We start from the raw sequence: 24091 nt of genomic DNA on the forward strand, positions 1-24091 counted from the left end.
CGTGTGCAAAGTGTTCATGTAGACGTCAGGTTTCAGGCGCCTTGGCGGCGCGCTGGCCTTTTCTCCTACACGGGCATGCTCGTCCCTCCGGCAGAAACCGGAAGACGCTTCGCTTAAATTTGCAGCCATGAAAGACATCCAGGCCCAGTTACAGACGGGGATACGCCGATGACGTTGCCAAAAATGAAAACCTATGTCGTAGAGGACAACCCGACCATCCGCGAAAACCTGATCAGTACGCTGGAAGAACTCGCTCCGGTAGAAGCGGTTGGCACGTCTGATACTGAAGAGCAGGGGGCAGAGTGGTTGACGCGCAATGACGCGCAATGGGATCTGGCCATCGTCGACCTCTTTCTCAAGAAAGGAAGCGGTCTCGGGGTGTTGCAGGCTTGCCGCGCCCGCAGGCCGCTTCAAAAAATAGTGGTATTCAGTAACTACGCAACACCCGAGATGCGCAGGCGCTGTGCGGAGTTGGGTGTCGATGCGGTATTTGATAAATCGACTGAAATTGACTGCCTGCTTGCTTACTGCGTGACTCAAAGCCAAAAACTGGACCAGGTTGCGAATGACGAATCCGCGCTCCAGCGAGCCTGAAGGAGGACAGCATGAACGAATCCGCAGTGTTAACGGGCCAGTCCACAGAGGACGCTGTTTACCGTTCCGGTGCAGGTCCACGCAAGCTGTCAGAAGATATTTTTCCGTCCGCCGAAGAGGCGGTATTGGCGGAGCAAGCCCATGGAACAGGCGGTTTTTCGTCCGACAACCAAGCGACCCGACCGCTGGTAGCTCGGGCCAACGACAAGCGAGCCCCCCTTATGGGTTCTATTCGGACCCAGGTCGCGGAATACCCGTGCCGTTCGGCATTGATGGCCGCCGCCGCCGGCGCCTTGGCCATGATCGTGCTGCGATCACAGTTGCGTCGCCGCGCCGGTTCGCACTTGCCACGCTGGATCAGATAACTCCCTGGCCCCGGAGCATCCAATGCGACTTCATGTTCCCGTTCCGGAACCCAGTCCCGGCACCCCGGGCATCCATATTCCCACCGAGGTGCCGCCGGTGATTATTCCTCCTGCGCCTGGCACGCCCCCGGAGGTCAATGATCCACCGCCGGAGCCGACGCTACCGATTCGCGAGCCGGCGACCAACGTGCCACCGCAGGCGGTTTAACCATAGCTCTGGCTGTGCGGGCACTCGTCGGCACAGCCTACAGGGCGGCCTGCTGCCGCTGGTATTCAGCCCTTTTCATGGTGAGATAAGTGTTCTTGTCTACCTCATGAAGCTGCCGCGCGTACTGCTCCGTGGCATCAAACCAATACAGCATGCGCGCTTCAAGTTGCTGCGCGGCTGGTTTGTCCACAGCGGCGAGGTAGGCTTCAATCGCCAGGTAGTAACGCATGGTGTTGCGCTCTACCGCTCCACGCATTCCGCCTACATGCGTCATGTTCTGGTCTTGCCGTATTGGAGTGAATCCCACTTTTCCACTGCCCACGGTGGCAAGGTAGCCCTGCATGGCCAGGCGGCTGGTGATGCCGTAGCCATAGGAATAACCCAAATGAATAAAGGTTTTTCCACCAGGCAGTGGAACCGCCTGCAGTTCGATTCGGTAATTGCTGGTTCCCAGCGGACCTTTGTCGGCGTTGAGTTGGGCACCCAGATAGTCGGAAGAGCTGGCAACCAGCCGATAGTTGAATTGCAACACGAATGCGTCTTCCAGCTGCTGGGCGGTTTTTTTGCCGATGTTCATTTTCAGAGTGCTGGGGCTGCTGTCCGAACTGGCGTGGCAGTATTTGGTGTTGATGTGGAGCATCAGCATTTCGCACCAGCGATTGGGACTTTTGAACGTGGCGCTAACCGTATTGAAAGGGGAATTCAGTACAGCGTATGCACTTCCACTGACCGTGTTGGTACCTTCTGAAGACTCCAGAAAAAGCGGCCTGTGGTAGGCGTTCTGCGCTAGCTGCCCTGCCAATGCCATGTGCTTTTCCAGCAGGGCTGCGGCGTGGGGTTCCGCCGAAACAGCGGGAGCTTGCTGTGCTTGCGCGGCAGCCGGCAGCAGGTATGTGCCCAATGCCAGGCAACAGGTGACCACGAGGGTTTGAATGTTGCTCATGGTCTCAGTGTGTCAGTGAAAAACAGGCAATTGGGCCATACGCTCCATCGTCCTACATTTATCGCCGAAAGAAGGAGGAAGGGAGGGAACGGGAGCCCAAAAGGATTTGGTCAGGCTTGTACCGCTTCGGCCAGCCTGTCCGGCGTTGTTGGGGATGTTTCAAATAGCAGCGCGATCCGATTTTCCGTACGGGTCAGGCGCACGGCTTCCCGCAGCGCCAATGCTTCCAGGTCATGCCATTCAAGTTGCCGATACGACGACTTCTCAGGCACCCGCGCAGGCGTGGACGCATTCGGCTCATTCAATGAAGCCTGAACGGAAAAGAAACCATCGGTGAATTCAGTTTCCATGAGCAGTGCCCTGGGTCCGGTGGCCGTGTCGGTCAGGGTAATGATCGCGGCCGTTAACACATTGCGCAGCGCCGACTGGGACAGCTCGACATCGGCTTGGCTGGTGTTGTCGACAATGGAAATGCCCTTGAACGAGAGCTGGGTTGCCACCATGCCCAGACACTCCGCAATGCCTTTTCCAGCTTTGACTGACTTGTTTTCCCGAGGGGCAAGCCAGCCCATCAACTCAACACAGGATGCACCCGCCTCTTTGGACAACGTCACGATGTCGCGTGCATTTCGCAGCAGCGTTTCCGGATCTGTGTCTGCTTTTTGGAGTCGCCTTTCCAGCATGGCCGCAACCATGGCAATCGGCTGCAGCGTTCCCGCCATATTGTGACGGATCACAGGCGCGAGCCGCCGCAAGAGTGCGTATTGCGCCGCCTCCGTCACGCATCTTTCCAATGCCGTTTCCTGGATTGATGTGCTGTGGAATTGAACATTCATGGTGATGGTGCCGTCGAAAATGCTCCAGAAAACTGCAGGGTTGGCTGCAGGGCCGCGCCGTTTTTTGAATACATCTTGCTGCGATATTTTCAAGGCGTAACTTCAAAATATACAGCGTTAGAAGGGAGTGGTATGTAAGCCAAAACCTACAGATGAAAGGTTGTGACAGGCATGCTGCAAATTGCCGCGCCCTTCGGTAAATAGTGAGGGCTTTGTGTTGTCATTCTGAATGTTCGCGAGTAATCTCGTCAGCCGTTTCTACAAAACGTTACCTTCAATACAGGATGAATGATATGGAGGCACTAGCCAAGCTGGCCGTGGTGGAGCGCGACACCGAACTCAAGTTCATTCTCAAATCCCTCAGCGCGCTACGGCGGGGCGAACTCGCAGTCACACTCCCGACGGAATGGGAGGGCGTCTACGGAAAGATCGCCGCTGAATTCAATCAGCTGTCGGCTATGACGGCGGCGACCACCAGCCGCTGCAAGGGACTTGCTACCAAATCCCGCTCTGCTGCGCGAGTGAGTCGCCGTCTGCCGGAAGAAAAACTATCCGGCTTCTGGCTGGAAAACGCTGTCGCGATTAACACCGTGCTTGATGACGCCGATACGGCAGCGGACCAGACAAAAATTATTCTCGCAGCGTTGACCGACCTTAAGAAGGGCGATGTGCATGCGTCGTTGCCGCAGGACTGGACGGGTGTACCGGGCAAGGTTGCAGATGCATTTAACGATGTCGTTTCCGAGAACGTCCGGATGGCGCGAGAACTGGAGCGATTGAGCCGGGTGGTCGGAAAGGAGGGCCGCTTGAAAGAGCGCGCATTCGTGCCCGATGCCTCCGGCTTCTGGCGCGACTCTGCCGAGTCCATCAATTCCCTGATAGCGGATCTGGTTCATCCGACCAGCGAAGTGGCGCGTGTGATTGGTGCCGTCGCCCAGGGCGATCTCTCCAAGAGCATGGCCCTCGAAGCAGAAGGCAAGGCGCTGGAAGGCGAGTTCCTGCGTACGGCCATGATCATCAACAAGATGGTGGAGCAGCTCGGAACCTTCTCGGCCGAGGTGACGCGTGTGGCGCGCGAGGTGGGTACCGAAGGCAAGCTGGGCGGGCAGGCCGATGTGCAAGGTGTAGCCGGTACGTGGAAAGATTTGACCGATTCGGTCAACTCCATGGGCTCCAACCTGACGGCGCAGGTGCGCAACATTGCCGAGGTGACAACGGCCGTGGCAGCCGGTGACTTGTCCAAGAAGATCACGGTGGACGTGAAGGGCGAGATCCTCGAGTTAAAGAACACCATCAACACCATGGTGGATCAGCTGCGGTCATTTGCCTCTGAAGTGACGCGGGTGGCGCGCGAGGTGGGTACCGAAGGCAAGCTGGGCGGGCAGGCCGATGTGCAAGGTGTGGCCGGTACCTGGAAGGATCTGACCGACAACGTGAACTTCATGGCCGGTAACCTGACATCACAGGTGCGCAACATCGCCGACGTGACCAAAGCTGTGGCTGCCGGTGACCTTTCCAAGAAGATCACGGTGGACGTGAAGGGTGAAATCCTCGAACTCAAGAACACCATCAACACCATGGTGGATCAGCTTCGCTCGTTTGCGTCCGAAGTGACGCGGGTGGCACGAGAAGTAGGCACCGAAGGCAAACTGGGCGGCCAGGCTGACGTGCAGGGCGTGGCCGGTACCTGGAAGGATTTGACTGACAACGTGAACTTCATGGCTGGCAATCTGACCAGCCAGGTGCGAGGCATTGCGCGCGTGGTGACGGCCGTGGCCAACGGCGACCTGGAGCGCAAGCTGACCGTGGAAGCCAAGGGCGAGATCGCCGCGCTGGCCGACACCATCAACGGCATGACTGACACCCTGGCCACCTTCGCCGATCAGGTAACCACGGTGGCGCGCGAGGTCGGCGTGGAAGGCAAGCTGGGCGGGCAGGCCAAGGTGCCCGGAGCCGCCGGCACCTGGAAAGGCCTGACGGAGAACGTGAACCAGCTGGCTGCCAACCTGACGACCCAGGTGCGCGCCATTGCCGAGGTGGCCACTGCCGTGACGCAAGGTGACTTGACGCGGTCCATCACGGTCGAGGCGCTCGGTGAGGTGGCGGCGCTGAAAGACACGATCAATGAAATGATCCGCAACCTCAAGGACACGACCCAGGTCAATACCGAGCAGGACTGGCTCAAAACCAATCTCGCCAAATTCAGCCGGATGCTGCAGGGCCAGAAAGACCTGGTGGCCGTGGGGCATCTGATTCTCTCGGAGCTGGCACCGGTGGTTGGCGCGCAGCAGGCGGAGTTTTATGTGCTGAGCTACACGCAAGAGAGGCCGCGCCTGCGTCTCATGGCCAGCTACGCCTCCGAAGGGCAGGGCGCTTACGGCAAGGAAATCGACTTGGGCCAGGGCCTGATAGGCCAGTGCGCTTTCGACAAACAAAAGATCTTGTTGACGTCCTCGCTACCGCAGGGCCTCAAGATATCGTCCGGCCTCACCGAAGTGGCGCCTATGGACATCCTGGTGCTGCCCATCATCTTCGAAGGCCAGGTCCGCGGTGTGGTGGAACTCGCCTCGGTCGAGCGATTCAACCCAACCCACCAGGCTTTCCTGGACCAGCTCACTGAGAGTATCGGCATCGTGATCAACACGATTGAAGCGAATATGCGCACCGAGGACTTGCTGACCCAGTCGCAGTCCCTGGCGCAGGAGCTGCAAAGCCGGCAGGAAGAACTGCAGCAGACCAACGAGGAACTGCAGGAAAAGGCCCATCTGCTGGTCCAGCAGAACGACGAGGTGGAGCGCAAGAACCAGGAGGTCGAACAAGCCCGGCAGGCACTGGAAGAAAAGGCCAAGCAGCTTTCGCTCACGTCCAAGTACAAGTCGGAGTTTCTGGCCAATATGTCGCATGAGTTGCGCACACCGCTGAACAGCCTGCTGATCCTGTCCGATCAGCTGTGCAAGAACTCGGAAGGCAACCTGACCAACAAGCAGGTGGAGTTTTCCAAGACCATTCATTCCTCCGGCAACGACCTGTTGATGCTGATCAACGATATCCTGGACTTGTCGAAAATCGAGTCGGGCACGGTGGTGGTGGACGTGAACGAGCTGCGGCTGTCCGATCTGCAGATGTACGTCGAGCGCACTTTCCGCCATGTGGCCGAAGCCAAGAATGTGGATTTCCTGATCACTACCGGGCTGCAGTTGCCGGTTTCCATGGTGACCGACGTCAAGCGCCTGCAGCAAATTCTCAAAAACCTGTTGTCGAACGCCTTCAAATTTACGCACCAGGGTCATGTGGCCCTGGCGATAGAAGAAGCCTTTACCGGCTGGAGTCCGGACAACGAGGAACTCAACCGCGCGCAGCAGGTGCTGGCGTTTTCCGTCACTGACACAGGTATCGGTATTTCCGCCGACAAGCAGCAGATCATCTTTGAAGCCTTCCAGCAGGCTGACGGCAGTACCAGCCGCAAGTACGGCGGTACCGGTCTGGGTTTGGCCATCAGTCGCGAACTCTCGCGCCTGCTGGGCGGCGAAATACGCCTGTCCAGCGCGCCGGGAGAAGGCAGCAGCTTTGTGCTCTACCTGCCGCTGGTCTACGCTTCGACGCGCGTAGCGCGCAAACAGGGCAGCAGCGCCGAGCAGCGCTTCGAGCCGGCCGCGCCGATCAGCCGCCTGGGTTTCGAGAAGATGGAAGTCGCCTTCGATGATTCCGTTCTGTCTCTGGACACGCACTCTGCGGCCAATGAGGCTGCGGATGACCGGCACACCATCCAGCCTGGCGACTTTGTGCTCCTGATTGTGGAGAACGACCTGGCCTTTGCCAGCTTTTTGCTTGATGCCGCAAGGGCCAAGGGGTTCAAGGGCCTGGTGACGTCGCTGGGGGCCCGCGCCCTCACGCTTGCCGCCGAGTTCAAGCCTTCGGCCATCACGCTGGACATGCATCTTCCCGACATGGAGGGCTGGCGCGTGCTCGAGCGCATCAAGCAGGACTTCAGCGTCAGGCACATTCCGGTTTGCGTGATATCCACCGACGATTCCAAGGAGCGCGCCTATCGATCCGGCGCCATGGCATTCATCGAGAAACCGATTCCAGCCAAGGAAGTTCTCGACGAAATGCTGGATCAGCTGCACCGTTATGTGTCGCGCCCGGTGCGGCACGTGGTTGTTGCCCTGATGGACGAAGCGTTGCGTGCCGAGGTCACCGGCCTGCTGGGCGGCAGCCATGTTCAGTGCCTCGCGGTGCCGTCACTGGCGGACGTCAAACCCGAGGACTTCGCTCGCTTCGAATGCGCCGTGATTGATGAGGCGTCACTGGCGAACGGGTTCGACCGCTTGCGAAATGCCTCGCCCGCAACCTCGGTGCTCGGGCCGCTGCAGATGGTGGTCTGGCGTGAAGGCATGATCGATGCGCAGCTTCAGCCTGCTTGGCAGTCACACGACGGCTATTTTTTCCGCGAAGCCAGGTCTGTCCCCCGGGTGATAGACCTGGCCCTGCATGCCCTGCATGTAAGCGAGGCGCGCATGACGGACAGGCAGCGCAGCACCTTGCGAAACTTCCACGATGCCAACAAGTCACTCGCGGGAAAAAGGGTACTGATCGTCGACGATGACATGCGCAATATCTTCGCTCTGGCCACCGTGCTGGAGGGGGAGGGCATGGACATCGTCTGGGCTGACAACGGCCACGACGCCATTGCCAAAGTTGCCTCCGATCCGCAGCTCAGCGTGGTACTGATGGACATCATGATGCCGGTGATGGACGGGCTGGTCACCATGCAGGAGATTCGCAAGCTGCCGGCCGGCAAGACCTTGCCCATGATCGCGGTCACGGCCAAAGCCATGAAGGGAGACCGCGAGAAATGCATAGAGGCCGGCGCCTGGGACTACCTCTCCAAGCCCGTCAATACGGAAAACCTGCTGGCCGTGCTGCGTGCCTGGTTGCCCCGGTGAGTGCCGTCCTCATGCCGCAGGAGCCGGCAAACATGCTGAATCCGGACCTGGTCAACATCCTGATCGTCGACGACCTGCCGGAGAAGCATGTTGTCATGAACAGCATCCTGGAAGAACTGGGGCAAAACATCGTCAGCGCCCGCTCGGGCCGGGAGGCTCTGCGCCTCATCCTGCAGATGGAGTTTGCGGTCATCCTGCTGGACGTCAACATGCCCGACCTCGACGGGCTGGAGACCGCCAGCATGATCCGGCAGTACAAGAAGACAGCGCAAACGCCCATTGTTTTCATCACGGCCTATGTGGACGAGGAACAGGCCGCCAAGGGTTACGCGCTGGGCGCGGTGGACTACATCTCGTCGCCCGTCGTGCCTGGGGTGTTGCGCTCCAAGGTCAAGGTTTTCGTCGACCTGCACCGCATGAACCGGCAGCTTCAGCAACAGGCCGTCGAGCGCGAGGCGCTGGCGCGGTCCGAGGCGGCACGCACCGCTGCAGAGGATGCCACGCGGCGCGCCGCCTTCCTGTCGGATGCCAGCCAACGCCTGTCCATGTCCCTTAATATCGATGCCACTGCCCAAGCGCTGGCGGATATCGCCGTACCGGACCTTGGCGCCATGGCGGCCGTCGCCTTGCTGGACAGCCATGGCGAACTGCACTGTCGCTGCCTCAAGATTGCGGGTGGCCCGGATCCCTCCGCGGGCCCTGTCGTACTCGAATGCCATCGCGAGTTGAGCGCCTCCATGGCGGCGACGGTCCGCAGCGCCATGCTCTCGCGGAAGATAGCGTTTCTGCCCGCAACGGAATTGTGCGCGGCGTCGACGGCCTCCGCGGCAGCCCCGCAGCCTGCCTGGCCGGAGCTGCCGGCGGACCATGAGGAGATGGCTATTTGTCCGCTGGTCGCGCGTGAGCAGATGCTGGGCGCACTCATCCTGTTCGGCAAGGCCGGCGGTTTTGCGCAGGCGGACGCCGCCCTGCTCAGCGAGGTGGTGGGCCGTGCCTCTATTGCAATGGAAAACGCCAGACTCTATACGCTGGTTCAGGAAGCGGATCGCCGCAAGAACGAGTTCCTTGCCATGCTGGCGCACGAGCTCAGGAATCCGCTGGCTCCGATCAGGAACGCAGTGCACATCATTCACAGTTCCCATGTGGTCAACCCGAAAGTTGCATGGGCGCGTGATGTCATTGCACGGCAGGTCGATCACATGTCACGAATGATCGATGATCTTCTGGACGTCTCGCGGATCGTCAGGGGCAAGGTGACGGTTCACATGGAGCCGGTCCTGCTCTCGACATTGTGCGAGCATGCAGTGGAGGCCAGCAGCCCGCTGCTGGCAGCCAGGAATCAGGAATTGACTGTCCGTCTTCCAGCTGAAGCCGTGGTGCTCCAGGGCGATTTGGTGCGCTTGTCGCAAGTACTTTCCAACCTGCTGAACAATGCCTCCAAGTTCACGGATCAGCATGGAAAGATCGAGCTGAACGCTTCGCTGCAGGAGGAGGGCGTCACCCTGTTCGTATCAGACAACGGCCAGGGCATTGAGCCCGAATTCCTGCCGCATGTATTCGACCTCTTTGCCCAGGGCGATCAGGCTCTGGACCGCGCGCAAGGCGGCCTGGGTATCGGCTTGACACTGGTCAAGCATTTGGTCGAGTTGCACAACGGCAAAGTAGAGGCTTATAGCGAAGGCAAAGGCATGGGAAGCCGGATATCCCTTTATTTTCCGGCGAGGATTTCAGACAACGATGTCGGTCTTCCTGTGGCGGCTGCGCCGGCGGCCGCCAAACCGGCGGCCACTGTTCCCCGGAAAATCCTTGTCGTCGACGATTTATCCGCTTCCGCAGAAACGCTGCAAGTGTTGCTGGAACTGGAAGGTTTTAACGTGAGGATCGCGAATGATGGCGCGTCAGCGCTCAATATCGCCCAGGAATTCGTGCCGGACGTGGTCATCCTCGACATCGGTTTGCCCGGCCTGGACGGTTTTGAAGTTGCTCGCCAGCTGCGCAGCCGCCCGGAATCGAAAACAACGCTGCTGATTGCCTTGACCGGCTACGGCGAAGCCGAAAGCCGGTTGCGCTCCCAACAAGCGGGTTTTGACCATCATGTGGTGAAACCCGCAGACATCGATTCACTCCTGGCGATGGTGAGTCAGTCGCGAGTGGAAACAAAGGCTATGGGCGAACAATAGCTAGATAGGCAAGTCGAAGAGGGATGGGGCGAAAAGCGTGCTTAGCCAAAGGCGGCTACCACTCTGATCGCTCATATTTATTACTTAACATAATACATATCGTAGAACATTACGGGTGCCGCAAAGGTATCTTTGCCTCGCCGATCACATGAGGCCTGCGAAGTGAAGCGCACCGCACGCCTCAATGGGTGATGTTTTTCAGCAGTTCGCTGCGTAGCCTGCTTCAAACTAAAGCGGCGTACTGCTCGTGCTCATTTCGTCTGGGAATCGAGCGCGCGTTCGCGCTGGGCGCGCGTCATCTGACGTGCTTGCCTGGGAGCGGGTGCGGCCGATACAAGCGCGACATTAGTGAGTTGCGGTACGGCACGGCGTACGTCTATCGATGGGCAATTGTTGCTCGTGTCAAAAATCAGATGGCCACTGGGAAAGACGGCGGGCAGCTTTTCGTGGATCTGGTAGCTCATGTCTATGGGCGGCGCCTCACCGGAATAAAGGATCTGGTTGCTGGGGTTATAAACGGTGTAGCACGCCATGGCTGGCGCGGCCAAGGCCGTTAAGGACAGCGCCATTGCGCATTTCAAAGAGGTCATGAGTTTCTCCTGCACGCTCCGGATCAGAGACGTGGCTTAAAGCATATGTCTTATGTGGGTTGCGTCAAGTCGGACGGCGCCGCCACATCGGACCACAACTTTCCCCTACCTCTCTTGAGATCAAATCTGGTGTCAGGCAGGTCGACTCACCAGGTTCCGGCAGGCCTTTTTGCGCGAATGGCTGCAACGATCGCTGCTGCGGCGTCAGGCCGGTTGCCTTGCTCGGCAAACTGCAAGGCTGTCAAACCCAGCTGGTTTTTGAGTTGCGGGTCGGCGCCCTCCTCCAGGAGAAGACGCACTGCTTCCGTGGTGCCATACATGGCGGCCATCATCAGCGGCGTGGTGCCGTTGGGAGACTCGGCATCAATATAGGCGCTATTTTCCAGCAGCAGGCTGATGATGCCCAGGTGCCCGCCGCTGGCGGCGTAATGCAGCGGCGTCCAGCCGGTCTTGTTGACGTCGGCGCCCTGTTTGACCAGCTTCTCAGCCAGAGCCTGATGGTTCTTGAGGGCAGCCAGCATGAGCGCGCTTTCGCCCTTGTCGTTGAGGGTGTTGACGTCGGTCTTGGGCCAGTCAACCAATACCTGCGCTACTCTGAGCGATGGCTCCTTCAGCGCGAGAAAGAGCCCACGCTCGCCTTTTGGGTCAGGTGTGTTGGGATCAAAACCCCGCTGCAGCAGTGCCTGAATAGTGCGGGGATCGTCACGCTTGACGGCGATGAAAAAATCATCGTACGACCCTGCATTTGCCGAAGAAATCCCATAAAAAACAACGGCAATAATTGCTTTCTTAAAGTAATTTATGAGGTTATTTTTCATGCTTTAACCCCGCTGAAAAGCTGCTCGAAATTGCGGCTTGTGGCCTCTGCAATGGCCTGGATGGGTTGTTGGGTGAGCTCCGCGATCTGCTTGGCCACCAGGGGAACATACGAAGGATTATTGGTTTTCCCGCGGTACGGCATGGGTGCGAGGTAGGGGCTGTCGGTCTCAATCAGCATGCGGTCCAGGGGGACAAATCGGGCCACCTCCCGCAAATCCGCCGCGTTCTTGAAGGTCAGGATGCCGGAAAAAGAGATGTAAAACCCGAGGTCAAGCGCAGCGCGAGCCACCGCCTGGGTTTCGGTAAAGCAGTGAAAAACTCCAGTGGCGCGGCCCGCTTCTCCAGCGCTACCGCCCTCCTCCTTCAACAAGGCGATGGTGTCGTCGGAAGCACTGCGGGTATGAATCACCAGGGGCTTGCCGGTCTGGCGAGCTGCCCGGATGTGCACGCGAAACCGCTCCCTCTGCCATTCCATGTCCGCTACGGTCCGGTCACCCAGCCGGTAATAGTCGAGCCCGGTCTCGCCAATGCCGACCACTTTGGGCAGGCTGGCGCGTGTCAGCAGGTCGTCCAGGCTGGGCTCCCGGACATCTTCGTTGTCGGGATGCACGCCGACGGTTGCCCAGAAATTGTCGTAGGCCGTGGCCAATCCATGAACAGTTTCGAACTCTTCCAGGGTAGTGCAGATGCACAGCGCCCGGTCAACCTGGGCGGCCTGCATGGCCTGGCGGATTTGCGGCAATTGGGCCTGAAGCTCCGGAAAGCTCAAATGGCAATGGGAGTCAGTGAACATCGCGGTACAAAGTTAGGTATCAAAAAAGGCTGCAAGCCTTATTGGTCTTGCGCAAGCAGCTATAAATACCATAGCAACCACGGCGCTTGCCGATGTGGCCGGCCGTGGCCAGCAGGGCCTAAATGGTCTGTGTGGGGCGGTCGGACGCCAAGTGGGCGCCGAGGATTTCTTCAATCTTGATCTTCAGGAGACGGGATTTATCGTCCGACGGGAACCGGACGCCGACGCCTTGCGTGCGGTTGCCGGCCGCCCTTGCGGGTGTGACCCAGGCCACTTTGCCGGCCACCGGATAGCGCTGCGTATCTTCGGGAAGCGTCAGCAGGACGTAGACGTCGTCGCCCAGCTTGTAGTCGCGTGCAGTCGGAATGAAAACGCCGCCTTCCGTGAACAAGGGAATGTAGGCGGCATAAAGCGCTGCTTTTTCCTTGATGGCCAGCTGGACAACGCTGGGGCGGGCGGTGGCGGCCGAACTGGCGGGCGGTGGTGTGCTCATGGCGCTAGTTTATCGGTTTGCCTGCGAAGGCGTCTGCAATTGCAGCATAAAAGAAACGGTTTGGGTTTATTTCGCATTCAGCGCTGTGCGGGCCCGGCTTACCAGCGATTCAAGCATCAGGCCCGGGTTGTAGGGGTGTTCCACCGTGCGGGCAATGGCCGCCAGCTCTTTGGACCAGCTTGCGAGGGCGTAAAGCCCGCCACCCGTCTTGCCGGCCGCAGCGGGAAGGGCCGCCGGAAGGTCGCCCGCGTGAAAAAACCGGGGCGCAGCGCCCATGCGCACCGCCAGTACGTCGTGGCAAAGCTTTTGCAGTGCATCCACAGCCTGCGCTGGCGCCCAGTCCGACAGCGCGCTCACGTCGCCGCGCGCCATGGCTTTGGGCAGGGCCTGCCAATGTTGGGCGGCTTCCGCGGGCGGATTGCTCTGTGCCCAGCTCAGCGCGTCGGCGGGTCGCCCGCCCGCGGCCACCAGCAAGGTTTGCAATTCGGCGGCTTTTGGCGCTGCCGCGGCTTTTTTGGTGTTACCGGCGCTGTCACCTGCCAGGGTGATTTCCTGCTGGAGCCAGCCCAGTGCCTGGCTGAAGTCCGGCCAGACCATGGTGTGGCCCAGGCACCGGCTCCGGATGGTGGGCAGCAACTGGTGCGCTGCCTCGGTGGCCAGGACGAACTTGACGGCTCCTGGAGGCTCTTCGAGTGTCTTGAGCAGGGTGTTGGCCGTGACGTTGTTCATGCGCTCGGCCGGGAACACCAGCACCACCTTGGTGGTGCCGCGTGACCGTGTGAACTGGGTGAAAGACACGGCTTCGCGCGCCGCATCGACCTTGATTTCCTTGCTGGGCTTGCGTTTCTTGCTGTCCAGGTCGTCCTGCGTCTTTTCGTCGAGCGGCCAGCCGAGCGCCAGCGACAGGGTTTCGGGCATCAGCATGCAAAGGTCCGCATGCGTGTGTACATCTACCGCGTGGCAACTGCCGCAGTGTCCGCAGGCACCCTGCGGCGTTGCTTCTTCGCAAAGCCAGGCCCGCGCCAGCGCCAGCGCCAGTTCAAACTGCCCCAGACCCGAGGGCCCGCTCAGGAGCCACGCATGGCCGCGCTGGGCCAGCAGGCTTTCAAGTTGCGCCTGGAGCCACGGCGCCAGGCGCGGATTGCTGGATTCGGCCGTCGCCGGCAAAGTATCCAGAACGCTCATGACAACCAGCCTTTGGCGATAAACACCTGCTGCACGGCCTGCCAGACTTCGTCGCGGCTTTTCGATGCGTCAATGCGGGCGAAACGTTCGGGGTGATTTTTCTGCCGGTCCGCGTAGCCTTGCGCCACGCGGCGGAAAAACGCCACCGGCTGAGCCTCGAATTTGTCGGGCAGGCGCGCGCCGGTCAGCCGCCGGGCCGCTTCTTCAGGCGCCAGGTCAAACCACACCGTCAAATGCGGCTCGATCACGGTTTCCACCTCGGGCTTCATGGGTGAATTGCCCGCGGGGTCGCCCAGCAGCCCTTCGTCGGATTGCACCCAACGCTCCAGGGTTGAGAGCAGCTTCAGGTCAAAACCGCGCCCTGCGCCCTGGTAGGCAAAGGTTGCGTCGGTAAAACGGTCGCACAGCACCACGTCACCGCGCAGCAGCGCCGGCGCAATCACATTGACGATGTGGTCACGCCGCGCGGCAAAGATCAGCAGCGCCTCTGTCAGCGGTTCCATGGCGTCGTTCAACACCATGGCACGCAGTTTTTCGGCCAGCGGCGTACCACCCGGTTCGCGTGTCAGCGTCACCGCCCTGCCCTCGGCCTTGAAGGCATCGGCCAGGCCGGCAATGTGCGTGGACTTGCCGGCGCCGTCTATGCCTTCGAAGCTGATGAAGAGGCCACTGAGAGGTCTGGTGCTCATGATCCCTTTCGGTCGAATGCGTGGCCGAAGTTGTGGTGCAAGCAGGGGCCGCGGAACCGGCTTTGCCGGGCCGCAGGCACAGCGGCCCCCGAGGGGCTGGAGCCCGCGGCTCCAAGCCTGCCTGCGCAGGCTTGGACGGGCGACAGAGGCGAAGCGTCTCGCGAGCCGCGGCCTGCAAGGCCTCGCGCATTACACGAAGTCGCAGACGCAGTGAAAAGCGTGGGGGTCATATTCACTGGCCTCTTATATATTTGTTCACCGCGCGGTTGTGCTCGTCCAGGCTGCTGCTGAAGTGGCTGGTACCGTCGCCGCGCGCCACAAAATAAATGGCCTTGGTCGGTGCCGGCTGCACGGCGGCCAGCAGGGCGGCCTTGCCCGGCATGGCGATCGGCGTGGGCGGCAACCCGGCGCGGGTGTAGGTGTTGTAGGGCGTATCGGCCAGCAGGTCGCGTTTTCGCAGATTGCCGTCGAACTTGTCGCCGAGCCCGTAAATCACGGTGGGGTCGGTCTGCAGCAGCATGCCCAGGCGCAGCCGGTTGGTGAAAACGCCGCCGATCTGGGCCCGGTCCGACGGCTTGCCGGTTTCCTTTTCGACGATGCTGGCCAGGATCAGGGCCTCGTCAGGGGTTTTCAGCGGTGTGTCCGGGCTTCGCAGTACCCAGGCAGCGTCCAGCCGCTTGTCCATGGCCCGTGCTGCGCGCTTGAGCACGGCCAGGTCGCTGGAACCCTTGGCGTAGGTGTAGGTGTCGGGGAAGAAACGGCCTTCGGGGTGCACACCCGGCCTGCCCAGCTTTTGCATGATGATTTCGGGCGCCAGGCCAAGCGTGTCGGGCGCAAGCTGCTCTGCTTTTTGTAGCGCTGCACGCACCTGGTTGAAGGTCCAGCCTTCTACCAGGGTGACGCTTTTGAGGGCTTGATCGCCGCGCACCAGCATGGCGAGCAGCTTTTGCGGCGTGGTGCCGGGTACCAATTCATAGCTGCCGGCCTTGATGAGCCGGGCCTGGCCCGAAAAGCGAAACCAGGCATGGAGCAACAGGGCCGGGACATCGGCGCCGCTGGCCACGATGACCTCGGCCACGCCGCTGGCGGGCGTGCCGGGCTCGATTTCAAGGTCTACGACCTGGCTGCCGGGGGCCAGCCGCAGGGGAATCGGCTCGTGCAGCCACCACAAACCCGCGCCAAACAACAGCAGGGTGCCGGCAAATACCAGTATCAACAGACTTGTAAAGACACGACGCACAACCCAGCTACCTTTTCTGTACAGAACGCAAAACCTCGAGCCTATGATAATTCAGCCCATCTCCTCATCGAATGTGAACGCCCCATGACCCTGCCTTCTGCCGCTCACCTGATTTCCGGCATCACCGAACTTGCGCAACTGGGTGTCATCCGTGCCTCCGGTGAAGATGCCGTCACGTTTTTGCAGGGCCAGCTGACCCAGGACGTGGCCCTGATGGGGGCTGGCGAAGCGCGCCTGGCGGCTTTCTGCAATGCCAAGGGCCGGATGCAGGCCAGTTTTGTGGTGTTCAAGCGCAGCAGCGATGCCGGCCAGCAGGACGTGCTGCTGCTGTGCAGCCGCGACATCCTGCCTGCCATACTCAAGCGCCTGTCGATGTTTGTGCTGCGTGCCAAGGCCAGACTGACCGACGCCAGTGCCGAATTCGCGCTCTATGGCGTCACCGGAGCCGCTATGGATTCGATAGCTGGTGGCGCCCGCCCTGTATGGTCAAAAGCCGATTTTGGTGATGCAAATATGGTGTTTTTGCAGCCCGGCGCGGGCCAGCCGCGTGCGATTTTGTGCGTACCTGCCGCTTCACCCGCTCCCGAAGGCCCGCGCATCGACAGCGCCTTGTGGCACTGGCTGGACGTGCAGTCCGGTATTGCGATGATCACGCAACCCATTTTTGAAGCCTTTGTGCCGCAAATGCTGAATTACGAATCCGTCGGAGGGGTGAACTTCAAAAAGGGTTGCTACCCGGGCCAGGAAATCGTTGCGCGCAGCCAGTTCCGCGGCACGCTCAAACGGCGCGCATACCTTGTTCATACCGCCGGAACACCGGCAACAGGCCAGGAGATATTTCACGCCTCCGATGCAGGGCAGCCTTGCGGGCTGGTCGCCGCGGCGGCGGCCAATCCCGCTGGCGGCTTTGACGCCATCGTGTCGATGCAGACCTCTGCCGCCGCCGATGCCGGCGACGGCCGGTTGACGCTGGGAAGCGCCACAGGCGAAGCCCTGAGCCTGCTTCCCCTGCCCTACCCGCTGCTGGAAGATATCTGATGCACGGCACAGGGGCGCGGGGCTCATGACATGTGCCTGATCGCGTTTGCCATTGGCGTATCGGAGCGCTGGCCGCTCCTGATTGCGGCCAACCGCGATGAATTCCTGGACCGGCCGACGCTGCCGCTGGCCCGCTGGCGAACCGCTTCGGGGCAAGAAGTCCTTTCAGGCCGTGACTTGCGTGCCGGCGGCACCTGGATGGGCATGACACCGGGCGGCAGGATTGCTTTTCTCACCAATGTGCGTGGAGCCCGCGCAGATGCCGGGGCCCGCTCGCGGGGGGAACTGGTGACGCGTTGGCTGGAAAGCCGCGATGATGCGGCAGGTTTTGCTTCAGCTCTCGAAGAAGAAGGCGCGGACTACGCAGGCTTTAACCTGGTGGTTGGCGATTTTCAGCGGAACGTCTGGGCCTGGGTGACAAACAAGCCGGCCGTGGTGTCTGGCGCTTCAAACCTGCATCTTCAGGTTCTGTCACCAGGTCTTTACGGGTTGTCCAATGCGGCACTGGATACGCCGTGGCCCAAAACCCTGGAACTCAAACGCTCCCTCCATGCCGCCCTGAAGACGAGCTCAGGCCTGGAAGCAACGGAGCTTCAGGCATCTCTGTGGTCGGCTCTGGGTAATCGCCAGCGCGCGCCGCGCGAAGACCTTCCGGTCACCGGCGTGCCGTTGGCGCTGGAAGAAGCTCTGTCCAGTGCCTTTGTGGATTTTCCGGACCATGCGTACGGCACACGGAGCAGCACCGTGCTGCTGGCAGCAGCAGATCCGGCCGATCTGTCAACGCGATGGGATGTCCAGGTCGAGGAGCATATGTACGTGAGCCCGTCAGTTGAAGAGCCCAGCCACCACCATCAGCCGGCATATCCCGTTTCGCACCGGTTCACTGTTCAATGGCAGAAAGCCGCACCCGCTTCTCAGAGCCTGGACCGGTAGTCGGGGGGAATGCGCTGACGCGTGGCTTCCTTGTCTTTTTCGGGTGATGCGGCCATGGCCGCCTTGTAGAACATCAACGCCTTCGCGTCATCTTTTTTCCGGATGGCATAGAGGTAGCCCAGTTTGACCAGCCCGTCGACCTGCTGGTCAGGAAAGCTTTTGTTACGCAGTTCCATGCTCTGGACGGCCAGATCCAAGTCGCCGTTTTTCACACCCAGTATCCACCCGGCATCCAGGAGGTCATAGTCATATATACCTTCTGCCAGGTATTGTTTGGTCAGCTTTTGGGCCTCTGCCGTTCTCCCCGACCGGCTCAGCAGGACGACTTCCAGCGATCGGACTGACGCCGCTTTCGGCTGGAGGTTCTTGCTGCGTTCCAGGTATTCGAAAGCCTTGTCCATGGCTCCCATCTGGGCATGCCCACGGGCAATATTCGTCAGCAAGGCCACCACGTACGGACGCGAAGACACCACAGACTCCCAGATCCAGACGGCGTTTGGCCAGTCGCCCCAGCGCGCCAGTTCGTCAGCCACCATGGGCGTCAGCTTGCGGTAGTGGGGATTGATGCGGGTGCCTTCTTTGACCAGCTCCAATATTTCCCGCTTGGTGGCGTTCCAGCGCGGGTTGTTGACATCCCCGGACTGCGTGATGGTTAGTGCCAGTCTGACGGACCTGACGATCCTGCTTTCCGCCACGGCGGCCTGTTGCGATATATAGATCGCCAGCGCGAGGCAAAACATTAAAGTGATGCCCAGCAACTTCGAGTACACAGGCTTCCAGGAAAGTTGTTGGGCGGCAAACTTGCCTTGAACGCCCAGGCGGGCGTCGGAAGCAGTCAGGAACCCCAGCGCCAGCGCAAAGATCGCGTCGGTAGTGGCCATGCGCCAGGGAAAACCGATATTGCTGACGATCAAAAGCGCCAGCAAGCTGGACAGGACAAGCGCACGTTCCGGGGCCTCCTGCAACCACCCGAATCCCCGGTTTCTGAGCGTTTTCCACGCGGCCATGCTGAGATAGCCAAGAAGGGCCAGCAGGAACATCCAGCCCACCAGGCCATATTCGGCCAGCAACTGAAGGATCTCGTTGTGGACGTAATAGTCGGTTTCAAGTTGCGTGCCATCGGCCTGGTACAGCGGAATATCCACTTCCCAGGCGCCAGCGCCAATGCCTCTTAGCGGATGGGCCTGGATGATCCGCGATGTCGCTTTCCACATCACAAAGCGCACGCCCAAGGAACTGTCATTGACGGAAATTGTTGCCGTACGCTTGAAGGCCCGTTCGAAAGCCGTGTTGCCCCGGGCCTCTGCTGTCAGTTTCGGATTGCCGGTCTGGATCAAACCCAAAGCGAGGACGGTGGCCGCCAGAAGCCCGCATGCCAACAATTTCTGGCCGAGGTGCCACGAAGAAATCGCCAGTTGCCGGCGGTAGCGCATGGCGATGAGCGGCAGCAGAAAGATCAGCAGCAGCCATAACGCCATCAATGCCCCACGTGTCCCTGTCATCATGAGCGCCACAACGACAAAGCCGTTGGTCAAGGACAGCAGCGATATTTGCAGCGAGTCCCGTGCCCGCATCAATAGATAAAAGGAGAAGGGAACGGTGCAGACCGCAAATTCGGCAAAAAAGTTGCGGTTGACAAAAGTGGACGCCGGATTCGGACCCTGCGGAAAATAAGTGAAATCAAACCAGAACTGAAGTGCGGTCCAGAGCGAAGCCACGAGGGCGCCCGCATGAATCCCCAGGGCCAAATGAGGCAACCGGTCCCTTGACAGGGTATTGAGCCCCAGCCATAGCAGCAGGCTGAAGACGAACCACCGGATGGCCTCCACGCCACCGAGATAGGCATGCGACCACAGCATGCTTGCCAGGGCGTAAAACATGAGCGACAGGGGTAACCACATGAGGGCATGCCAACGCAGGGGCTCCCGCCGGTGGCGCTGCTGCCAGCAGAAAATCAGGCCGGCACTGATCGCGGAAAACGACACCACCATGGATTTCAGCGTGTCCTGCAGCATTTCTTCATGAGGCACGCCAATTGCCGGCGTCACAAACATCATGAAAGCAAGAAGCACGGTGATCCAGCCGCCGCCCTGCGCCACCTCTGCAGGCAGGGCCGCCGTGGAGTCCACGCCAGGTGAGTCAGCAGGCTCCAGCTTGGCTACCGTACCTGCGACGGTGGAATGTCCCCGCGCATCGGGGCCGGTTTTTTGGGGGGTCATGAGATCGATCAGCTTTCTGAGTGTTTGAAACAGGCCGTACGCACAGGCGACCGCATGCACCAACAACGCCGTTACGGTGCTCTGACCATCTCAACGTGGGAGATGCCGGCTTCTTCGAAAGGCTCACCCCGGGCCTCAAAGCCAAGGCGCCGGTAAAAGCCCTCCGCACTGCGCTGCGCATGCAGCATGACCTCATGGTCTCCGCGATCCCGGGCGGCGTCCATCAACGCGTTCAAAAGATTTTGGCCAAGGTGAGCTCCGCGCAGCGCCTTGTGCACTGCCATGCGCCCGATCTTCGCCGTGCCATCTGCTTGCCGCACCAGCCGCCCGGTCGCAATGCCCTCTCCCAACCCGTTATAGGCCACGGCGTGTACGGCCGGGTGGTCCGCTTCGTCGCACGCCATCTCCATCGGAATGCCCTGCTCCTGCACAAACACGGCCGTGCGGACCCTGGCCGCGTCGGCGCCCAAGGCGGCCCAATCACCCGTCCTGATGTCCACCATGGCCTCACCGGCCTCAAAGCCCACGAGCAGATTGCGCAGCGCATCCGGCACGGGTCGGGACGTCTGGGTCAGGGGATCGGCAAACACGTAGATGAGTTCGCAGGCGATGAGCAGTTCATCGGCCCTGAACATCGCGCCTGTGAATGTCATCGATGAATTGCCGATGCGTGCGCACTTGAGCGCTACATCGATCCGGTCATCAAAGCGTGCCGAGCCATGGTATTCCAGTGTGGCCTTTTTCACGTACAAGTCACCGCCCATCTTGTGCATGGTTTCCTCGTACGGCAGCGCCAGCGCGCGCCAGTAGTCGGTAATGGCGGTGTCGAAGTACATCAGGTAATGCGCGTTGAACACGATTTTTTGCATGTCCACTTCGGCCCAGCGAACCCGCAGCGGGTGAAAAAATCGGAATTCCTGTCGTTTCATGGCGTGTTGTCCGGAAGATTGAATGCCTGGCGCAGTGCCCGAGCCGCGTCCGCATGGGCTTGCCGTGCTTCGGGAATGATGCGCCCCATCTTGATGAACTCGTGCGTGACGCCGCGGTAGATTTCCAGATCGACCGGCACGCCGGCCGCGCGCAGCTTGTCGGCATACATCACCCCCTCGTCGACCAGGGGATCGCACTCTGCCAGGCCCAGCCAGGCCGGGGCCACACCGTCCACATCCGGCGCATTGAGCGGCGCGAAGCGCCAGTCCTCGCGGTCGGCGGGGCTTCGCACATAGTGGTTGAAAAACCAGGTGATGTCAGCTTCCTCGAGCACAAAGCCATCAGCAAATAGCCGGTGCGACGGTGTGTCCTGGTGGGCGGCGCAACCGGGGTAAAACAGCAGCTGCAGCGCCAGCGGCAAACCGGCATCGCGGGCCAGGATGGCGCACATGGTTGCCAGCGTGCCGCCCGCGCTGTCGCCGCCGACCGCCACACGGGTTTCGTCAAGACCGAGGCTGGTTGACCGTGCCGTCAGCCACTGCAGGGCATCCCAGGCATCATGGGCAGCTACAGGAAATTTGTACTCCGGTGCCAACCGGTAATCCACGGAAATCACCGCGCAACCTGACAGATGGCTGAGCTGCCGGCACAGCACATCATGCGTTGCCACACTTCCGATGGTGAAGCCGCCGCCATGAAAGTAAATCAGCACCGGCAGGCGGTCATTTAAGGAGGCGTAGAGGCGCGCAGGCAGGCTGTAGCCATCCCTGGCGGGAATGAGCAGGTCTTCGACCCGCGCCAGGGCCGGCCGGGGAATTTCCAGCACGCCCGCACCCGCCTCGTAGGCCGCTTTGGCCCCTGCGGGGGGGAGCGTACGAAACGGTGGGCGCCTGGCCCGCGCCATGCGGCTGAGTACATTCCGCATCGCGGGAGTCAGCAAGTCTTCAGGGGAGGTGCGGCGCATTTATTTGAATGTTACCGACACAGGCTGCGCTCCGGCCAGTCCCTGGTAAGCCGCTGTGGCGGTCAACCCTGGCTTGGGGGGCAGCAGGGGTGAAAACGAGCCCAGGCTGATCAAATCGCCTGGCTTCATGGCAAGACCTTCTTTGGCCAGGGCGCCGGCCAGCCAGACGACTGCGTTGAGCGGATGACCGAGGATGTCGCTGCCCTTGCCTCTTCCCAGTTCTGCACCGCTGCCGTCTGCAAGCACCACGGTCATGTTTTCCAGCATGACCAGCATGGCGTGGCGCTCTGCCCTTGTCACGGGCACGGCCAGGGGCGTGCCGGCCACACCGAACCGGGCACCGACATTGATGGCACTGACCGCCGGGCCATTGAGTCGGGGTGGTGCCTGAACGACCAGATCGGGCAATTCGATAAAGGGAATGATCTGGTCAACGGCTTCAAGCACGTCCAGGGGTGTCCGGGCCTGGTTGATGGCTGCACTTTTGACACGCACCAGCATGTCGGCCTCAAAAAGCGGACGCGCGCCAAAAGCCGCATCGACCACGGACCCGCCGGGCAGCACCATGCCCTCATACAGCTTGCCCCACACGGGTTGGTCGTAGTTGAAGCGTTTTTGTACCGCCGGGTTGGTAAGGCCTGCCTTGTAGCCGACCACTTTGCCGTGGCGTTTTTCCAGCAGCGCATTGAGTTTGGCGCGGGTACAGGCGCCATCGGCTTCGTTGAGACCTTCCGGGTTTGCCGCAGGTTGTCTGGCAGCGATATTTTCGGCCAGGTCGCCGACTTGCGCATCGCTCAGACATTCGGCCCTGGCCTGAAGAGCCGCTATCGCCAAGGTGACCAGCATCAGGGTTTGCTTGCAATTCATGGGCATCTCCAGCTATTAAAGTAGGGCCAAGCCGATTGGGGCAACCGATTGGGGCAAGATGAGCGGCACGGGAAAACCGCCCAGCATCGTACAACGCGAAAGACAGCAAAACCATGGCCTTTATCTATTACGTCACCCAGATCCAGTTTGAATTCGGCGCGATCAAATTGCTCAAGCAGGAATGTGAGCGTGTCGGCATCACCCGTCCGCTCATCGTCACCGACCCCGGTGTCAAGGCTGCAGGTATTTTGCAAAAAGCGCTTGACGCGCTGCCCGGTGTGCAGGTGACGGTGTTTGACCAAACCCCTTCGAATCCCACCGAGGCAGCCGTTCGCGCAGCCGCCGCGCTGTACAAGTCCGCCGGCTGCGACGGCCTGATCGCGGTCGGTGGAGGCTCAGCCATTGATTGCGCCAAAGGCGTGGCGATTGCCGCAACCCATGAAGGCCCGCTCACGACCTACGCCACCATTGAAGGCGGTTCACTGAAAATCACGGACCGCGCGGCCCCGCTGATTGCCGTACCCACCACCAGCGGCACCGGCAGCGAAGTCGCCCGCGGGGCCATCATCATTGTGGATGACCACCGCAAGCTTGGGTTTCATTCCTGGCATCTGGTGCCGAAAACGGCGATTTGCGATCCGGAGCTCACATTGGGCCTGCCGGCCAAACTGACAGCGGCCACCGGCATGGACGCGATTGCGCATTGCATGGAGACCTTCATGTCAGCCGCCTTCAACCCGCCGGCCGACGGCATCGCGCTGGACGGCCTGGAACGCGGCTGGGCCCATATCGAACGGGCCACGCGCGATGGCAGTGACCGGGATGCCCGCTTCAACCTGATGAGCGCATCCATGCAAGGGGCCATGGCGTTCCAGAAAGGACTGGGCTGCGTGCATTCGCTGAGCCACAGCCTGGGCGGAGTGGACCCGCGCCTGCACCACGGCACGCTGAATGCCATGTTTCTGCCTGTGGTCGTCGACTTCAATGCGGCCGCCGAATCGGTGCAGAAGGACCGGCGCCTCGACCGCATGGCGCGTGCCATGGGCCTTGCTTCGGGCACCGACATTCCGGATGCCATTCGTGAGATGAACGCACGGCTGGGGTTGCCTGACGGCCTCGCAGCAATGGGCGTGCAGCCGCAGAGTTTCGGCAGGATCATCGACGGCGCGCTGGCTGACCATTGCCACAAGACCAATCCACGCATCGCCGACATGGATGATTACCGCCTCATGCTCGAAAAATCGATGTAGCGCAGGTGG

At 60.6% G+C, this 24091-nt stretch carries 21 protein-coding genes; 8 read left to right on the forward strand and 13 right to left on the reverse strand.

Annotated elements, in window-relative coordinates:
- Window positions 1–168 precede the first annotated feature (168 nt).
- From AC1DZE_RS17405 to AC1DZE_RS17415, 3 genes are read left to right on the forward strand one after another with little or no spacing between them, the layout of a single operon-like run.
- On the forward strand, window positions 169–594 hold the full coding sequence (locus tag AC1DZE_RS17405; RefSeq protein WP_477671634.1) for a response regulator: 426 nt from the start codon (window positions 169–171) through the stop codon (window positions 592–594).
- An 11-nt stretch (window positions 595–605) separates the two neighbouring features.
- Window positions 606–959 (forward strand): hypothetical protein, encoded by a 354-nt coding sequence (locus tag AC1DZE_RS17410; RefSeq protein ID WP_477673324.1) that lies wholly within the window; start codon window positions 606–608, stop codon window positions 957–959.
- A 22-nt stretch (window positions 960–981) separates the two neighbouring features.
- Window positions 982–1167 carry a hypothetical protein gene (locus AC1DZE_RS17415; protein WP_477671632.1) on the forward strand — a complete coding sequence of 62 codons (186 nt, stop codon included), beginning with the start codon at window positions 982–984 and terminating at the stop codon, window positions 1165–1167.
- A gap of 37 nt (window positions 1168–1204) precedes the next feature.
- On the opposite strand, the gene AC1DZE_RS17420 is transcribed toward AC1DZE_RS17415, so the two are convergent.
- Both AC1DZE_RS17420 and AC1DZE_RS17425 read right to left on the reverse strand, forming a co-directional pair.
- Window positions 1205–2110: a hypothetical protein gene (locus AC1DZE_RS17420; protein ID WP_477671631.1), complete on the reverse strand. Its 906-nt coding sequence runs from the start codon at window positions 2108–2110 to the stop codon at window positions 1205–1207.
- 110 nt (window positions 2111–2220) lie between these two features.
- Window positions 2221–3039: a hypothetical protein gene (locus AC1DZE_RS17425; protein ID WP_477671630.1), complete on the reverse strand. Its 819-nt coding sequence runs from the start codon at window positions 3037–3039 to the stop codon at window positions 2221–2223.
- 200 nt (window positions 3040–3239) lie between these two features.
- Between AC1DZE_RS17425 and AC1DZE_RS17430 the strand changes: the two genes are divergently transcribed.
- Together AC1DZE_RS17430 and AC1DZE_RS17435 are read left to right on the forward strand one after the other, a co-directional pair.
- Entirely contained in the window at window positions 3240–7892 is a 4653-nt protein-coding gene (locus tag AC1DZE_RS17430; protein ID WP_477700352.1) for a response regulator, read from the forward strand.
- A gap of 32 nt (window positions 7893–7924) precedes the next feature.
- Complete coding sequence (locus AC1DZE_RS17435; protein WP_477672645.1) at window positions 7925–10072, forward strand: response regulator; 2148 nt, start codon at window positions 7925–7927, stop codon at window positions 10070–10072.
- A gap of 251 nt (window positions 10073–10323) precedes the next feature.
- Here the strand turns inward: AC1DZE_RS17435 and AC1DZE_RS17440 are convergent, their stop codons facing one another.
- The 7 genes from AC1DZE_RS17440 to mltG all read right to left on the reverse strand — a co-directional run bounded on the left by AC1DZE_RS17440 (window position 10324) and on the right by mltG (window position 15881).
- Window positions 10324–10662, reverse strand: coding sequence for a hypothetical protein (locus AC1DZE_RS17440; RefSeq protein WP_457280898.1), 339 nt, complete (start codon window positions 10660–10662; stop codon window positions 10324–10326).
- Between the two features lie 146 nt (window positions 10663–10808).
- Entirely contained in the window at window positions 10809–11480 is a 672-nt protein-coding gene (locus tag AC1DZE_RS17445) for an ankyrin repeat domain-containing protein (protein WP_477672644.1), read from the reverse strand.
- Window positions 11477–12274 carry a TatD family hydrolase gene (locus tag AC1DZE_RS17450; RefSeq protein WP_457280896.1) on the reverse strand — a complete coding sequence of 266 codons (798 nt, stop codon included), beginning with the start codon at window positions 12272–12274 and terminating at the stop codon, window positions 11477–11479. Before AC1DZE_RS17450 ends, AC1DZE_RS17445 begins: the two co-directional genes overlap by 4 nt.
- 118 nt (window positions 12275–12392) lie before the next feature.
- Window positions 12393–12767: a PilZ domain-containing protein gene (locus AC1DZE_RS17455; protein WP_457280895.1), complete on the reverse strand. Its 375-nt coding sequence runs from the start codon at window positions 12765–12767 to the stop codon at window positions 12393–12395.
- Between the two features lie 66 nt (window positions 12768–12833).
- A complete protein-coding gene (locus tag AC1DZE_RS17460) occupies window positions 12834–13952 on the reverse strand; it encodes a DNA polymerase III subunit delta' (RefSeq protein ID WP_477700353.1) in 1119 nt (372 codons plus the stop codon).
- Window positions 13949–14641, reverse strand: coding sequence for a dTMP kinase (gene tmk, locus AC1DZE_RS17465; protein WP_477672642.1), 693 nt, complete (start codon window positions 14639–14641; stop codon window positions 13949–13951). Before tmk ends, AC1DZE_RS17460 begins: the two co-directional genes overlap by 4 nt.
- Before the next feature lie 232 nt (window positions 14642–14873).
- On the reverse strand, window positions 14874–15881 hold the full coding sequence (gene mltG / locus AC1DZE_RS17470; RefSeq protein ID WP_477669553.1) for an endolytic transglycosylase MltG: 1008 nt from the start codon (window positions 15879–15881) through the stop codon (window positions 14874–14876).
- A gap of 84 nt (window positions 15882–15965) precedes the next feature.
- Between mltG and ygfZ the strand changes: the two genes are divergently transcribed.
- On the forward strand, window positions 15966–16919 hold the full coding sequence (gene ygfZ, locus AC1DZE_RS17475) for a CAF17-like 4Fe-4S cluster assembly/insertion protein YgfZ (protein WP_477700354.1): 954 nt from the start codon (window positions 15966–15968) through the stop codon (window positions 16917–16919).
- A gap of 30 nt (window positions 16920–16949) precedes the next feature.
- Window positions 16950–17852 carry an NRDE family protein gene (locus AC1DZE_RS17480; RefSeq protein WP_477673641.1) on the forward strand — a complete coding sequence of 301 codons (903 nt, stop codon included), beginning with the start codon at window positions 16950–16952 and terminating at the stop codon, window positions 17850–17852.
- Here the strand turns inward: AC1DZE_RS17480 and AC1DZE_RS17485 are convergent.
- The 4 genes from AC1DZE_RS17485 to AC1DZE_RS17500 form a co-directional block, all read right to left on the reverse strand.
- Entirely contained in the window at window positions 17834–20071 is a 2238-nt protein-coding gene (locus AC1DZE_RS17485) for an O-antigen ligase family protein (RefSeq protein ID WP_477700355.1), read from the reverse strand. The two genes, AC1DZE_RS17480 and AC1DZE_RS17485, sit on opposite strands and share 19 nt — an antisense overlap.
- 71 nt (window positions 20072–20142) lie before the next feature.
- A complete protein-coding gene (locus AC1DZE_RS17490) occupies window positions 20143–21000 on the reverse strand; it encodes a YbgC/FadM family acyl-CoA thioesterase (protein WP_477669549.1) in 858 nt (285 codons plus the stop codon).
- The gene (locus tag AC1DZE_RS17495; protein WP_477700356.1) at window positions 20997–21965 is read right to left on the reverse strand and encodes an alpha/beta hydrolase; all 969 of its coding nucleotides are present in this window, start codon (window positions 21963–21965) and stop codon (window positions 20997–20999) included. The genes AC1DZE_RS17490 and AC1DZE_RS17495 overlap by 4 nt, the downstream gene beginning before the upstream one ends.
- Complete coding sequence (locus AC1DZE_RS17500; RefSeq protein WP_477673571.1) at window positions 21966–22832, reverse strand: 2-keto-4-pentenoate hydratase; 867 nt, start codon at window positions 22830–22832, stop codon at window positions 21966–21968.
- 113 nt (window positions 22833–22945) lie between these two features.
- Here AC1DZE_RS17500 and AC1DZE_RS17505 point away from each other — a divergent pair, with 113 nt between their 5' ends.
- Window positions 22946–24082, forward strand: a complete 1137-nt coding sequence (locus AC1DZE_RS17505) for an iron-containing alcohol dehydrogenase (RefSeq protein ID WP_477669546.1) — start codon at window positions 22946–22948, stop codon at window positions 24080–24082.
- Window positions 24083–24091: the final 9 nt, after the last annotated feature.

This window comes from Polaromonas sp. P1_F1 (assembly GCF_056405795.1).

Coding starts and splice junctions, on each gene's coding strand:
- AC1DZE_RS17490 (WP_477669549.1), bottom strand. CDS start 21,000: ATGAAACGACAGGAATTCCGATTTTTTCACCCGCTGCGGGTTCGCTGG.
- AC1DZE_RS17495 (WP_477700356.1), bottom strand. CDS start 21,965: ATGCGCCGCACCTCCCCTGAAGACTTGCTGACTCCCGCGATGCGGAAT.
- AC1DZE_RS17500 (WP_477673571.1), bottom strand. CDS start 22,832: ATGAATTGCAAGCAAACCCTGATGCTGGTCACCTTGGCGATAGCGGCT.
- AC1DZE_RS17485 (WP_477700355.1), bottom strand. CDS start 20,071: ATGACCCCCCAAAAAACCGGCCCCGATGCGCGGGGACATTCCACCGTC.
- AC1DZE_RS17460 (WP_477700353.1), bottom strand. CDS start 13,952: ATGAGCGTTCTGGATACTTTGCCGGCGACGGCCGAATCCAGCAATCCG.
- AC1DZE_RS17405 (WP_477671634.1), top strand. CDS start 169: ATGACGTTGCCAAAAATGAAAACCTATGTCGTAGAGGACAACCCGACC.
- AC1DZE_RS17420 (WP_477671631.1), bottom strand. CDS start 2,110: ATGAGCAACATTCAAACCCTCGTGGTCACCTGTTGCCTGGCATTGGGC.
- AC1DZE_RS17410 (WP_477673324.1), top strand. CDS start 606: ATGAACGAATCCGCAGTGTTAACGGGCCAGTCCACAGAGGACGCTGTT.
- AC1DZE_RS17480 (WP_477673641.1), top strand. CDS start 16,950: ATGTGCCTGATCGCGTTTGCCATTGGCGTATCGGAGCGCTGGCCGCTC.
- AC1DZE_RS17440 (WP_457280898.1), bottom strand. CDS start 10,662: ATGACCTCTTTGAAATGCGCAATGGCGCTGTCCTTAACGGCCTTGGCC.
- ygfZ (WP_477700354.1), top strand. CDS start 15,966: ATGACCCTGCCTTCTGCCGCTCACCTGATTTCCGGCATCACCGAACTT.
- AC1DZE_RS17450 (WP_457280896.1), bottom strand. CDS start 12,274: ATGTTCACTGACTCCCATTGCCATTTGAGCTTTCCGGAGCTTCAGGCC.
- tmk (WP_477672642.1), bottom strand. CDS start 14,641: ATGAGCACCAGACCTCTCAGTGGCCTCTTCATCAGCTTCGAAGGCATA.
- AC1DZE_RS17435 (WP_477672645.1), top strand. CDS start 7,925: ATGCTGAATCCGGACCTGGTCAACATCCTGATCGTCGACGACCTGCCG.
- AC1DZE_RS17445 (WP_477672644.1), bottom strand. CDS start 11,480: ATGAAAAATAACCTCATAAATTACTTTAAGAAAGCAATTATTGCCGTT.
- AC1DZE_RS17430 (WP_477700352.1), top strand. CDS start 3,240: ATGGAGGCACTAGCCAAGCTGGCCGTGGTGGAGCGCGACACCGAACTC.
- AC1DZE_RS17505 (WP_477669546.1), top strand. CDS start 22,946: ATGGCCTTTATCTATTACGTCACCCAGATCCAGTTTGAATTCGGCGCG.
- AC1DZE_RS17415 (WP_477671632.1), top strand. CDS start 982: ATGCGACTTCATGTTCCCGTTCCGGAACCCAGTCCCGGCACCCCGGGC.
- AC1DZE_RS17455 (WP_457280895.1), bottom strand. CDS start 12,767: ATGAGCACACCACCGCCCGCCAGTTCGGCCGCCACCGCCCGCCCCAGC.